The following is a 13096-nucleotide window of genomic DNA, read 5'->3' on the forward strand; positions in this document are numbered from 1 at the left end:
CAGTGTCTGACGGCAGGCGTCAGAACGGCGTATTTAAAAAGGGATGTCGTCATCCATATCCGAGAAGTTCGGCGCTGGCTTCGGTGCCGGGCGTGGCGCCGGTGCCGGAGCTGGACGCGGGGCTGGCGCCTGGCGCGGGGCCGGGGCGTCGTAACCGCCGCCACCGCCACCACCATAGCTGTCATCGCCACCGCCGGCGTCGCCGCCCATGCCGGAACGGCCGCCCAGCATTTGCATCTGTTCCGCGATGATGTCGGTTGCGTACTTCTCGACGCCGTCCTTGTCCGTATATTTACGGGTTTGCAGACGGCCTTCGACGTAGACGGACGAGCCTTTTTTCAGGTATTGGCCGACGATTTCCGCCAGGCGGCCGAAGAACGAGATACGGTGCCACTCTGTCAATTCTTTTTGTTCGCCCGTGTTGCGGTCCTTCGATTTGTACGAAGTGGCCACGGCGATGTTGGCGATCGCGTCGCCGCTAGGCATGTAGCGGATTTCCGGGTCACGGCCCAGATTGCCGACGATGATGACTTTGTTGACTGATGCCATGAATAACTCCTGATGAACTGCAGCGGGAGCCGGTGTCCCGCGCGTTAGTTTAGTGTACTAAACGAGGATTATAAGCGACCACGCGGCGCAAAGCACCCGCTTTCTGGCGGACGCCCTCTCCCGTGCGGCAGCACGTTTTTTTCACGGCAGGTGAAAACAAGAAACTTGAATACTGGTATTATATACAGTATTCAAACGTCAGTACGCATCTGCATCAAACTTTGTCAGGGCACGTTCGCCCGGCGGCGCAATCCGCCCATGGACGCCTCAGGCATGCAGAGCAAAACCCGGCTATAGTTACAGGTTGACCCGTTGTGGCTCCTCATCCGCACCCAAGCACAATGCGCCGGCCGCACCACTCACTGAAAGCAAGGCAATCACATGGAACAGATCCGCATTCGCGGCGCTCGCACGCATAACCTCAAGAATATCAATCTCGATTTGCCGCGCAATAAGCTGATCGTGATTACCGGCTTGTCCGGATCCGGCAAATCCTCGCTGGCCTTCGACACCTTGTACGCGGAAGGCCAGCGCCGGTATGTCGAGTCGCTGTCGGCCTACGCACGCCAGTTTTTGCAATTGATGGAAAAGCCCGACGTCGACCTGATCGAAGGCTTATCGCCGGCCATCTCCATCGAACAGAAGGCAACGTCGCACAACCCCCGCTCGACCGTGGGCACCGTGACGGAAATCCATGATTATCTGCGCCTGCTGTATGCGCGCGTGGGCACGCCCTACTGCCCCGACCATCCGGAAAACGCGCTGGCCGCGCAATCCGTGTCGCAAATGGTCGATGCCGTGCTGGCCATGCCGGAAGACACCAAGCTGATGATACTTGCGCCCGTCGTTGCCAACCGCAAGGGCGAACACGTGGACCTGTTCGAGCAGATGCAGGCGCAGGGCTTCGTGCGCTTTCGCGTACAGAGCGGCACGCATGCGGCCAAGATCTATGAAGTCGATGACCTGCCGAAACTGAAGAAAACGGAAAAACACACGATCGATGTCGTCATCGACCGGGTCAAGGTGAACCAAGAGATCAAGCAGCGCCTGGCGGAAAGTTTCGAGACGGCCCTGCGCCTGGCCGATGGCCGCGCCATTGCCTACGAAATGGATACGGCCCAGGAGCACGTATATTCCAACAAGTTCGCCTGCAATGTGTGCGGCTATTCTCTGCAAGAACTGGAACCGCGTCTGTTCTCGTTCAACAACCCCATGGGCGCCTGCCCCGAATGCGACGGCCTGGGACACATTGAATTCTTTGACCCGAAACGCATCGTCGCGTTCCCGAACCTGTCGCTCGCTTCGGGCGCCGTCAAGGGCTGGGACCGCCGCAACCAGTTTTACTTCCAGATGCTGTCGAACCTGGCCGCGTATTACGAGTTCGACCTGGACATGCCGTTCGAACAGCTGGACTTGAATGCGCAGCAAGCCGTGTTGTATGGTTCCGGCAAGCAGGTGATTCCGTTTACCTATGTCAACGAACGGGGCCGCACTGTCATCAAGGAACACACGTTCGAAGGCGTGGTCAACAATCTGCAGCGCCGCTACCGCGAAACGGATTCGATGGCCGTCAAGGAAGAACTGGCCAAGTTCATCAATGAGAAATGCTGCCCCTCATGCGATGGCGCGCGGTTGCGCGTGGAAGCGCGCTTCGTCAAGGTCGGCACGGGCAAGCAGCAGCGCGCCATCTATGAAGTAGCGGAAAAACCGCTGCGCGAGACCTTGGAATTTTTTGAAAAGCTGAAACTGACGGGCGCCAAGAAAGAGATCGCTGACCGCGTAGTCAAGGAAATCATTTCGCGTCTGAAATTCCTCAACAATGTGGGCCTCGACTACCTGTCGCTGGACCGCAGCGCCGACACGCTGTCCGGCGGCGAAGCACAACGTATCCGCCTAGCGTCGCAAATCGGCTCCGGTTTGACGGGCGTCATGTATGTGCTCGATGAACCGTCGATCGGCTTGCACCAGCGCGATAATGACCGCCTGATCGAAACCTTGAAACACTTGCGCGACATCGGCAACAGCGTGCTGGTGGTCGAGCATGACGAAGACGCCATCCGCACGGCCGACTACATTGTCGACATGGGCATCGGCGCGGGCGTGCACGGCGGCGAGATCATCGCCGAAGGCACCCTGCCCGACATTCTCAAGAACAAGAAATCGCTGACGGCGCAATACCTGAACGGCAAGCTGAAAATCGCCGTGCCAGCCAAGCGCCACGCCAGCAATCCGGAAAAGCAGCTGGTCATTACTGGCGCGACGGGCAACAACCTGAAAAAGGTATCGCTGAGCTTGCCGGTGGGCTTGATGACGTGCGTGACGGGCGTGTCCGGTTCGGGCAAGTCGTCGCTCGTCAACGATACCCTGTATCCGGCCCTGTCACGCCATTTGTATGGTTCGCAGACGGAACCGGCGCCGCACGAGTCGATCAGCGGTCTGGAACACTTCGACAAGGTCATTTCCGTCGACCAGGCGCCGATCGGCCGCACGCCGCGCTCGAATCCCGCCACGTACACGGGCTTGTTTACGCCGATCCGCGACTTGTTCTCCACTGTGCCGACGGCCAAGGAACGCGGCTACAGCGCTGGCCGCTTCTCGTTCAACGTGAAGGGCGGACGCTGCGAAGCGTGCCAGGGCGATGGCGTGATCAAGGTCGAAATGCATTTCTTGCCCGACGTCTACGTCCCGTGCGATGTGTGCCACGGCAAGCGCTACAACCGCGAAACCCTGGAAGTGCAATACAAGGGCAAGAACATCACGGAAGTGCTGGGCATGACGGTGGAGGAAGCGCATGAATTCTTCAAGCCCGTCCCCTTGATCGCGCGCAAGCTGCAAACCCTGCTCGACGTGGGCCTCGGCTACATCAAGCTGGGCCAGAGCGCCACCACGCTGTCCGGCGGCGAGGCGCAGCGCGTGAAATTGTCGCTGGAATTGTCCAAGCGCGATACGGGCCGCACCCTGTACATCCTCGATGAACCGACGACGGGCTTGCACTTCCACGACATCGACTTGCTGCTGAAAGTCATCCACCGACTGCGCGACCAGGGCAACACTCTGGTGATCATCGAGCACAACCTCGACGTCATCAAGACGGCCGACTGGATCGTCGACCTCGGTCCGGAAGGCGGCGCTGGCGGCGGCCAGATCATCGCGACGGGCACGCCGGAAGACGTATCTCTGAACCCGGCCAGCGTGACGGGCAAGTACTTGGGGCCGCTGCTCAAGCAATAAGGACGGCAGCGCAATAAAAAACGGCGCGGATTGCTCATGCAATCCGCGCCGTTTCTCTTTTTGATAGCACCCCAGTCATTGCCGGCGTGTCATTTATCGCACGCCAGTCTTTGCCGGCGTGTTTCTCCCCCACTACAACTCTCAACACCTGAGAAGCTACTGCGCGGCGCGCTTTGCAGCCTGCGATGCTCACCGTGCTTCAGCACGGTTGCGCTTCTTAGCCATAAATCACTGCCGCTCGCTACGCTTGTCAGATGCCGCTTTACGCTAACTTAATTACGCACTCAGCCGCTTTTCCAGCGCAGCCTTGTTGTCTGCCAATTCCTGCGGCAGATGATACGCGAGTTTTTCAAACAACTCCGTATGCAATTTCAATTCTTCCACCCACGCGGCCTTGTCGATCGAGGTGATGGTGTCGAACTGTTCTTGCGTGAATGGCAAGCCATCCCAGTTCAGGTCGCCATACTGCGGCGTCGTGCCGAACAGATTTTCCACGCCGCCGGCCTTGCCTTCGATACGGTCCAGCATCCATTTGAGCACGCGCATGTTGTCGCCAAAGCCAGGCCAGACGAACTTGCCAGCCTCGTCCGTACGGAACCAGTTGACGCAATAGATCTTCGGCAGGGCGGCCGGGTTGACTTTGCCCACCTTGACGCCCATGTCCAGCCAGTGCTGGAAGTAATCGCTCATGTTATAGCCGATAAATGGCAACATGGCAAATGGATCGCGGCGCACGACGCCCATCTGGCCCACGGCAGCGGCCGTCGTTTCCGAGCCCATGGTGGCGGCCATGTAGACGCCTTCGACCCAGTTGCGCGCTTCGGTAACGAGCGGCACGGTGGTCGAGCGGCGGCCGCCGAAGATGAAGGCCGAGATCGGCACGCCGGCCGGATCGTCCCACGCAGCATCAATGACCGGGTTTTGCGTCGCCGCCACCGTGAAGCGGGCGTTCGGGTGCGCCGCCTTGGTGCCGGACGCTGGCGTCCAGTCCTTGCCCTGCCAGTCGATCAAATGGCTAGGCGCTTCCTTGGTCAAACCTTCCCACCAGACATCGCCATCGTCCGTCAGCGCCACGTTGGTGAAAATCGTGTTGTCGCGCATGGACGCCATGCAGTTGTAATTGGTTTTTTCGTTGGTGCCCGGCGCCACGCCGAAGTAGCCCGCTTCCGGGTTGATCGCGTACAGACGGCCATCGGCACCTGGCTTGATCCACGCGATATCGTCGCCGATGGTGGTCACTTTCCAGCCGTTAAAACTTGCCGGCGGGATCAGCATGGCGAAGTTGGTCTTGCCGCAAGCCGATGGGAACGCTGCCGCCACATAGTGCTTATTGCCTTCCGGCGATTCCACGCCGAGGATCAGCATGTGTTCGGCCAGCCAGCCCGGGTTGTCGTCCGATGCTTGTGCTTCCTGGTAACCCATGTTCGAGGCGATGCGCAGGGCGAAACATTTCTTGCCCAGCAAGGCGTTGCCGCCATAGCCGGAACCGAAGGACCAGATTTCACGCGTTTCCGGGAAATGCACGATGTACTTGGTGCTATTGCACGGCCATTTCACGTCGGCCTGGCCGGCAGCCAGCGGTGCGCCCACGCTGTGCACGCATGGAACGAATGCGCCATCGGTACCCAGCACGTCGTACACGGCACGGCCCATGCGGGTCATGATCTTCATGTTGACGGCGACGTAAGGCGAGTCGGACAGTTCCACGCCGATGTGCGCGATTGGCGAGCCCAGCGGGCCCATCGAGAATGGCACGACGTACATGGTGCGGCCGCGCATGCAGCCATCGAACAGGCCGTTCAGGGTGTGGCGCATTTCGCCAGGCTCGGTCCAGTTATTCGTCGGACCGGCCGCTTCCTTCGTTGCCGAGCAGATATACGTGCGGTCTTCGACACGGGCCACGTCGCTCGGGTCGGAGCAGGCCAGGTAGGAATTCGGGCGCTTGTCGGCATTGAGCTTTTTCATGGTGCCGCTGGCAACCATTTCGGCGCACAGGCGCTCGTACTCTTCTTGCGAACCATCGCACCAGTAAATGCGGTCTGGCTTGGTGAGCGCGGCAATGTCGGCCACCCAGTTGATCAGTTTCTGTTGTTTAATATAAGCTGGAACGTTGAGTGCGGCGACGCCACCCATGACGGGCTGATTCATATTACCTCCAATACCAATAAAAGAAATTCTGGTCGTTCCGGCAAGACAGGCAGCATCGTTGAGAGGTGGCTGCGGCTCACTGCGGGCGACGTGTTCACGCGGGCAGGGCTCTGGTGTCGTGTCCGCCGCGGCGCTCGCGCCGGCGGCATTTACCTGGATCATGCTCCCGGGCTGCAGGAACAGTTTGCGCTATCACTATAATCAGGAAGCTGCAAAAGTGCCGGCGATTGTACACCCGCATAACAGCTATTCTCGCAAAAATGTAGGAGAATAGCTTGACTAATGTAGTAGGCTATTCAGCATTTCCCGTATCCTGTTATTTCCCTACCAAATCCTCACTAAAATCGGCCATCCACCATGAAAATTGCCATACTTGATGATTACCAGGATGCCGTGCGCGGCCTCGATTGTTTCCAGTTGCTCGACGGCCACGAGGTCAAAGTGTTCAGCAATACGGCGCGTGGCCTGGGCCAGCTGGCGATCCGCCTGGCGCCGTTCGACGCGCTGGTACTGATCCGCGAACGCAGCAGTTTCAACCGGGCCTTGCTGTCGAAACTGCCGAATCTGAAACTGATTTCGCAAACGGGCAAGGTCAGCGGCCACATCGATGTGGCGGCCGCCACCGAGCTGGGCATCGCCATTGCGGAAGGCATCGGCTCGCCTACGGCGCCAGCCGAACTGACGTGGGCGCTGATCATGGCGGCGCAGCGCAAGATCGTGCCGTACGCGCAGCATTTGCAAGAGGGGCTGTGGCAGACGTCGTCGCTGGAACCGGCGCGCAACACGCTCGGTACGGTATTGAAAGGGCGCACCCTGGCGATCTGGGGTTACGGCAAGATCGGGCAATTGATTGCCGGCTATGGCCGCGCCTTCGGCATGAGCATCCTCGTGTGGGGCAGCGAAGCGAGCCGCGCGGCGGCCGTGGCGGCCGGCGATACGGCGGCAGAGTCGCGCGAGGCCTTCTTCGAGCAGGCTGACGTGCTGAGCCTGCACCTGCGCCTGTCCGACAAGACGCGGGGACTGGTAACGGCCGAGGACCTGGCACGCATGAAGCCGGCTTCCCTGTTCGTCAACACCAGCCGCGCCGAGCTGGTGGCCGATGGCGCGCTGGAAGCGGCCCTGCCGCAGGGGCGCCCGGGCGCCGCCGCGCTGGACGTGTTTACGGACGAGCCGCTGCCGCCAGGCTCGCCACTACTGCGGTTGCCAAACGTGCTGGCCACGCCCCACCTGGGCTACGTCGAGCGTGACAGCTATGAACTGTATTTCCGCTACGCCTTGCAAAACATCGTCGATTTTGCGCAGGGTCAATGCACGCGCCTACTCAATCCCGAAGTGTTGCAGCACGCGCGGCAAGTCCCTCAGGAGCGCTGAAAGCCTTTCAACAGATCCGGCTCGCCCGTGATGCGAATGGCGGGCGCTGGCAGCACGTGCCGGCCGCGCCACAGCCCGGCCCAGCCGGGCGGCCAGGCGATCTGAGGGCCTGCATATGGCGCCACGCCGGCGCGCACGGCCACGACCGGTACGGGCGGCATGTCTTGCAGCGGCTCGCCTGCGGTGCGCTGCATGTCCAGGCTATACATGTAATTGGGCAATAAAGCGTCGCAGACGCGGCCAAACCACTCGCTATGGTCGTCGTCGCGGCCCAGCGCCTGCGCCAGCCCCTGCGGGTCGAAACGGGCCAGGGCATCGATCAGCTCGCCAGTGGTGGCGCCCGGGGAATCACCCCAGCCCATCACGGGGTTGACGTTGTAATCGGCACCCGAGCCATACCAGCCTTCGCGCCAGGGCCGCTGCATCCAGTCGCGCGGCCCCGTAAACAAATGCCAGCGCCAGTGCAGGCCGGACGGCTTGGGCCAGGAATACAGATACAGTTTTTGATAGCCTGCCTGGTGCAGTTCGCGCACCATGGCCATCAGGCGCGCGTGCGGCATGCGGTCCGGCGGCGCGCGGCGAAACAGGATCGCTTCGCCATCGGCGAACTGCACGTCGTCGGTCGACAGGTTCAGGTCCAGGGTCCGCGCTTCGCTGCCGAAACGGGCGGCGATCCAGCCCGTCAGCAGATTGACGGACGTGATCACCCCGTAACCGCGGTGGCGGTGAAAAATGACGGTGCCGGGAGCGAGCGCTTTCATACGGAGTCGGGGGGCAGGCAAACAAAGAAACCAGTGTACTCACAGATGGCCAAATTTTCCAGATGCGTCGCAAGCGCAGGCGCCATTCACGCTGTCCCATCTATAGCCCCTCTGACGCAAGTGCATCAATCCACGCTATCATGCGCGTCATTCTCCACTGACATCGTGACCACATCATGACATTGCGCATACTCGCCACCGGCGGCACTTTCGACAAGCACTACAACGAATTGAACGGCACCTTGGGCTTTTCCGACAGTCATTTGCCGGCAGCGATTGCCCGCGCGCGCATGACGGCGCCCGTGGCGCTGGAGCAATTGCCACTGCTCGACTCGCTCGACATGCAGGATGCGGACCGCCAGCGCGTGCTGGCCTCGTGCCGCGCGGCGCACGAGAAAGCCATCGTCATCATCCACGGCACCGACACCATGCGCGAAACGGCGCAAGTGCTGGGCGCGGCGAACCTGCAGCAAACGGTGATTTTGACGGGCGCCATGATTCCCTACGAAATCGACAACTCCGATGCCCTGTTCAACCTGGGCTTTGCCTGCGGCGTGGCGCAAACCTTGCCAGCCGGCGTGTACGTGGCCATGAATGGCCAGATCTTCGCCTGGGACAATGTGCAAAAGAACCGCGCCGCCGGCGTGTTCCAGCCCTTGTAAGCCGATGGCGGGACGGGGCGCAAAAGCCGAGCGGCCAACGCTCTGACTGACACTCTGTCACAATTCGGCCAGCCCGCTTTCAGCGGGCTTTTTTACATTTTTTCACTTTGCATAAATTCTGCAATACAACCTTTTTCATCTAATTATTGCTGGCAAAACATCAAATTGCCAATACAGTAATTTTATGTTGCAAAAAAACGCCATCGATCATTTTTAAAAATGTATATATTTATAAATATTAAATCTATATTTAACATTTAAATCAAATATTCTTCAGTATCTCGAATTTATTGCCAAATCCGACACGGTTGAGGTGCATTTTTTCTTGCTGAGACGACATAATGTTTGCCTCGACAAGTTAAAAGTGCATTTATAACAATATTGCGCTAAGTAGTCTTCCACCTCCCACCGACGTGGTTCCGCCTACCGTACACGAGCACCGCAGACCATCTACCCGATGGCTATATCGGTGCTCGTGTGCCGCTTGTCGTTATTAAAACTACTACGGAGTAATTGTTACAATGGCATTTAAAGAAAAAATTGGCGTACGCAGCGTACGTCTGGCCCTGACCGTACTGGCAGGTAGCGTCTTGTTCTCCGGCCAATCCATGGCGGACGAAGCAATCCAAAAAGTTGAAATTACCGGTTCGAGTATCAAGCGTATCGCTGTCGAAGGCGCTTTGCCTGTGCAGCGCCTGTCGCAAGAAGCGATCGCCAAATCGGGCGCCACTTCGGTAGCCGACCTGATCCAGGCCCTGCCAGCCATGCAAGGCTTCACCATCGGCGCAGTTGCTGCCGGCTCCGACTCGGGCGGCAATACCAGTGCATCGCTGCACGGTATCGGCGAGTCCTACACCCTGGTACTGCTGAACGGCCGCCGCATCGCGCCACAAGGTTCCGGCACCACGGTCAACCTGAACGCCATTCCGATGAGCGCTGTTGAGCGCGTCGAAATCCTGACCGACGGCGCTTCGGCACTGTACGGCTCGGACGCCATTGCCGGCGTACTGAACTTCATCCTGAAGAAGAACCAGCAAGGCGCCACTCTGGAAGCCACCTACGGCGGTCCGGAAGACAAAGGCGGCAACGCCTGGAATACCAGCGTCACCTACGGTTTTGGTGACCTGGACGAAGACCGCTTCAACGTGCTGCTGTCGTACCGCCACGACGAGCAATCGAAACTGCGCGCCACCGACCGCGATTTCGCCGCTACCTCCTTCGTGCCATTCAGCCGCAACGGCAAGAACTACACCTGGGATCGCACCAGCACCTCGGGTTCGCCAGCAGGCGCCACCGTGGCCTACAAGAGCGGTGCTACATCGACCGCGTTTTCGCCTTACCTGGCTCAAAATGGCAAGTGCCCTGACGAGTCTTCGAAGACCACCGCCAATGCACGCGCTTGTGGCTTCGATACGGGTTCCACCGTGGAAATCGTGCCGCAATCGAAGCGTGACAGCCTGTTCTCCAAAGCAACGTACAAGCTGAACGACAACCTGAACGCCTTCGCCGAACTGGCTTACTCGCGCTACGACCTGACGGCGCGTATCGCCGCCAATCCGATCCCGATTGCGATCGCCAAGGACAGCGCGCTGTACAACACCTATGTATCGCCATACCTGACGCCAGCGCAACGCGCCGACGTCAAATCGGTGACGGCAAACTACCGCAGCACCGACTTCGGCCTGCGCGCCAGCAACACCATCACCGAAACCAAACACATGGTCGTTGGTGTGGAGGGCGAACTGGGCGCATGGAACTTCGAAAGCGGCCTGACCTGGTCGCAAAACTCGATCGACGAGCGCTACACGGGCGGTTACCAGAAGAGCCAGGAGTTCAAGAACATCCTCGCCAATCCGGACTTCAACCCGTTTGCAGCGACGCAAAAACCATCGGTGCAAGCGCAAGTCGCTGGCGCGCAGTTCGTTGGCTCCGTGCGTACCGCATCGACCACGATGCGCGGCGTCGACACGCACGGCTCGCGTGAACTGTTCAGCCTGCCAGGCGGCAAAGCCAGCCTCGGTATCGGCGGCGACTACCGCACCTATACCTATGAGCAATCGCCAGGCAGCAATGCCACCGGCGACGATATCTACAACTTCAACACCAAGGCCGCATACGACATGAGCCGCGACACCTACGGCGCGTTCGTCGAGTTGCTGGCTCCGCTGACCAAGTCGTTCGAAATGACCGTTGGCGGCCGTCACGATGCCGTCAAGGCGATCGATGACAAGCTGAACAACAAAACTGTCGGCAAAAAAGACAGCGCCAATACCTACAAGGTATCGGCACGCTGGCAGCCGGTACAGACCGTGTTGATCCGCGGTTCCTACGGCACGGGTTTCAAGGCGCCAAGCATGCTGGAAATTGCTCAGCCACTGGTCAATGCAGGCTTTACCGCCAAGAAATTTGACTGCCCATACCCAGGCAACGCACTGTGCCGCGCGGAAGCAACGCAATACAATGCGGTATCGCAAGGCAATCCGGATCTGCAATCGGAAAAGTCGAAGCAGTTCACCTTGGGCTTCCGTGTCGAGCCTAGCGCGGCCTTCTCGTTCGGCGCCGACCTGTGGGATGTGAAGCTGCGCAATGCCGTGTCGGAAGTCTCCGAAGAGCAGGCATTTGCCGATCCGGTCAAGTATGCGTCGAGCTTCGACAAATACATCGAGCCATCGACCGGTATCGCTTACTATGCGTTCAAGAAACTGTCGGTCAACATCGGCAAGAAGGAATACCGTGGTATCGACTGGGATCTGTCGGCCAACCACAAGTTTTCCTTCGGTAAGCTGACCGCCCAATTGAGCGGTACGCACATGTTGCACGCTAACTACACCAAAGCAGGTAGCGACAATATCTACACCAGCAACATGAACTTCTTCGGCGACACCAACGAAGTCACGTTCCGCAACCTGATGAAGCTGACGACGACCCTGGACACAGGCCGCCTGAGCAACACGGTAACGGTCAACTACCGTAACGGCTACACCGATGCAGCCGCTACCGTGTACGACGTGGCAGCCCAGAAAGAAGTGAAGGGTTTCCGTCTGCAAGTACCGTCGTACACGACGTTCGACTGGCAAGCACGTTTCGCCTTTGACAAGCAAACCACGATCCGCGCAGGCATCAAAAACCTGTTCGACCGTGCACCACCGCTGTCGCTGCGCGCTTCGTCGGGCCACCAGATCGGTTTCGACCCACGCTACGCCGATCCAATGATGCGTTCGTTCTACGTCACCGGCAACTACAAGTTCTAATGTGACGTTTTGAATTAGCATGTCTGAAAGCGCCTTGCACTTCACCGTGCAAGGCGCTTTTTTTATGCCGAAACATATTGCGCAGACGAAAAAAAGGAGCCGCAGCTCCTTTTTTGTACCGGCAGGACTGCTGTTACGCCGTCGCTTCGCCGCCCAGGGCTTCGACCACGTCGGCCATCAGCTTGGAGAGCTCGCCCGTCATCAGCATCACGTCGCCGTCGAAACGCTCTTCGTCGTTCTTCGTGCTCGATTCCGTTTCCTTGATCACGTCAAGCGGCTTGACGCTCTTGATGGCCAGCGACTCCGTCAGCACGAACGAGATCTTGTCGTTCCACGTCATGGCCAGACGCGTGCACTGCTTGCCGGCCGCGATGTGGCGGCGCACGTCGTCCGCTTCCAAGGTGTGGCGCACGTAGCGCACGGTGGCCTTGCTCTCGCCCGTGGCGCGCAATTCCGTATCCATGTCGACCGTGAAGCCGGCAGGCGCATCGTCCGCCTGCAGCCATTCCGTCATCACCGCCACGGGCGAGCGCTGCACGCGCAGGCTTTCCAGCGGCAGTTTGTCGACGGCTTTCAACAACAGCTTGATGACTTCATCGGCTTTCGCCGGGCTGGCGGCATCGACCACCAGCCAGCCATTGACGGGGTCGATCCACGTCCAGACGTTGCTGCGGATGCTGAAGGCGCGCGGCAGCAGTTCGTCGGCCACGCGTTCCTTCAATTCCTTCATGGCCTTTTTACCAGGCGCAAAACCTTGCGCTTCTTCCATCTCGGCAGCGCGGGCCTTGGCCACCTGATTGATGACGGTCGCCGGCAGCAGTTTCTTTTCCGTGCCCAGCAAGATCAGCATCTGTTTGTTGACCACGTGGACCAGGCCGCCATTCGGGCGTGGCGTATCCCAGCCCTGGCGCATCAGATCCATGCTGGTCGCCGGCGTAAATTTGTTCGAGGACAGCGCCTCTTCCAGTTGTTCTGGCGTGTAAGCCCACGGTGCGGGCAGGCGGTAAATCTGAAGATTCTTGAACCACATAGTTTTTGTCTTCCGTTTGTTTCAGTAGTGCCAGGGGAACGCCATTCTACACTTTCGACACGGGAATGCCGTCAAAAGCGCGGACTGGCGCGG

At 59.3% G+C, this 13096-nt stretch carries 8 protein-coding genes; 4 read left to right on the forward strand and 4 right to left on the reverse strand.

The window, feature by feature from the left end; translation table 11 throughout:
- Nucleotides 1–33: 33 nt before the first annotated feature.
- Nucleotides 34–549 (reverse strand): single-stranded DNA-binding protein, encoded by a 516-nt coding sequence (gene ssb / locus AC4BCN_RS00230; protein WP_034754418.1) that lies wholly within the window; start codon nt 547–549, stop codon nt 34–36.
- Between the two features lie 381 nt (nt 550–930).
- Here ssb and uvrA point away from each other — a divergent pair, with 381 nt between their 5' ends.
- Nucleotides 931–3780 carry an excinuclease ABC subunit UvrA gene (gene uvrA / locus AC4BCN_RS00235; RefSeq protein ID WP_128140573.1) on the forward strand — a complete coding sequence of 950 codons (2850 nt, stop codon included), beginning with the start codon at nt 931–933 and terminating at the stop codon, nt 3778–3780.
- Between the two features lie 276 nt (nt 3781–4056).
- Here uvrA and AC4BCN_RS00240 read toward each other — a convergent pair whose 3' ends face one another.
- A complete protein-coding gene (locus AC4BCN_RS00240) occupies nt 4057–5928 on the reverse strand; it encodes a phosphoenolpyruvate carboxykinase (GTP) (protein WP_490492296.1) in 1872 nt (623 codons plus the stop codon).
- A gap of 357 nt (nt 5929–6285) precedes the next feature.
- On the opposite strand from AC4BCN_RS00240, the gene AC4BCN_RS00245 reads away from it, so the two are divergent.
- Complete coding sequence (locus AC4BCN_RS00245) at nt 6286–7299, forward strand: D-2-hydroxyacid dehydrogenase family protein (RefSeq protein ID WP_490492297.1); 1014 nt, start codon at nt 6286–6288, stop codon at nt 7297–7299.
- On the opposite strand, the gene AC4BCN_RS00250 is transcribed toward AC4BCN_RS00245, so the two are convergent.
- A complete protein-coding gene (locus AC4BCN_RS00250) occupies nt 7287–8060 on the reverse strand; it encodes an L-asparaginase (protein ID WP_230519488.1) in 774 nt (257 codons plus the stop codon). The genes AC4BCN_RS00245 and AC4BCN_RS00250 overlap by 13 nt on opposite strands.
- Nucleotides 8061–8236: 176 nt before the next feature.
- Here AC4BCN_RS00250 and AC4BCN_RS00255 point away from each other — a divergent pair, with 176 nt between their 5' ends.
- Together AC4BCN_RS00255 and AC4BCN_RS00260 are read left to right on the forward strand one after the other, a co-directional pair.
- Nucleotides 8237–8722, forward strand: a complete 486-nt coding sequence (locus tag AC4BCN_RS00255) for an asparaginase domain-containing protein (RefSeq protein ID WP_034754431.1) — start codon at nt 8237–8239, stop codon at nt 8720–8722.
- A 521-nt stretch (nt 8723–9243) separates the two neighbouring features.
- The gene (locus AC4BCN_RS00260; RefSeq protein WP_490492298.1) at nt 9244–11973 is read left to right on the forward strand and encodes a TonB-dependent receptor; all 2730 of its coding nucleotides are present in this window, start codon (nt 9244–9246) and stop codon (nt 11971–11973) included.
- A 133-nt stretch (nt 11974–12106) separates the two neighbouring features.
- On the opposite strand, the gene AC4BCN_RS00265 is transcribed toward AC4BCN_RS00260, so the two are convergent.
- A complete protein-coding gene (locus AC4BCN_RS00265; protein WP_034754435.1) occupies nt 12107–13003 on the reverse strand; it encodes a recombination-associated protein RdgC in 897 nt (298 codons plus the stop codon).
- Nucleotides 13004–13096: the final 93 nt, after the last annotated feature.

Source organism: Janthinobacterium sp. Bl 1 (assembly GCF_058215535.1).

Excerpts from the sequence above, each read along its gene's own strand:
- uvrA (WP_128140573.1), top strand. The coding sequence starts at position 931 with ATGGAACAGATCCGCATTCGCGGCGCTCGCACGCATAACCTCAAGAAT.
- AC4BCN_RS00255 (WP_034754431.1), top strand. The coding sequence starts at position 8,237 with ATGACATTGCGCATACTCGCCACCGGCGGCACTTTCGACAAGCACTAC.
- AC4BCN_RS00265 (WP_034754435.1), bottom strand. The coding sequence starts at position 13,003 with ATGTGGTTCAAGAATCTTCAGATTTACCGCCTGCCCGCACCGTGGGCT.
- ssb (WP_034754418.1), bottom strand. The coding sequence starts at position 549 with ATGGCATCAGTCAACAAAGTCATCATCGTCGGCAATCTGGGCCGTGAC.
- AC4BCN_RS00260 (WP_490492298.1), top strand. The coding sequence starts at position 9,244 with ATGGCATTTAAAGAAAAAATTGGCGTACGCAGCGTACGTCTGGCCCTG.
- AC4BCN_RS00240 (WP_490492296.1), bottom strand. The coding sequence starts at position 5,928 with ATGAATCAGCCCGTCATGGGTGGCGTCGCCGCACTCAACGTTCCAGCT.
- AC4BCN_RS00245 (WP_490492297.1), top strand. The coding sequence starts at position 6,286 with ATGAAAATTGCCATACTTGATGATTACCAGGATGCCGTGCGCGGCCTC.
- AC4BCN_RS00250 (WP_230519488.1), bottom strand. The coding sequence starts at position 8,060 with ATGAAAGCGCTCGCTCCCGGCACCGTCATTTTTCACCGCCACCGCGGT.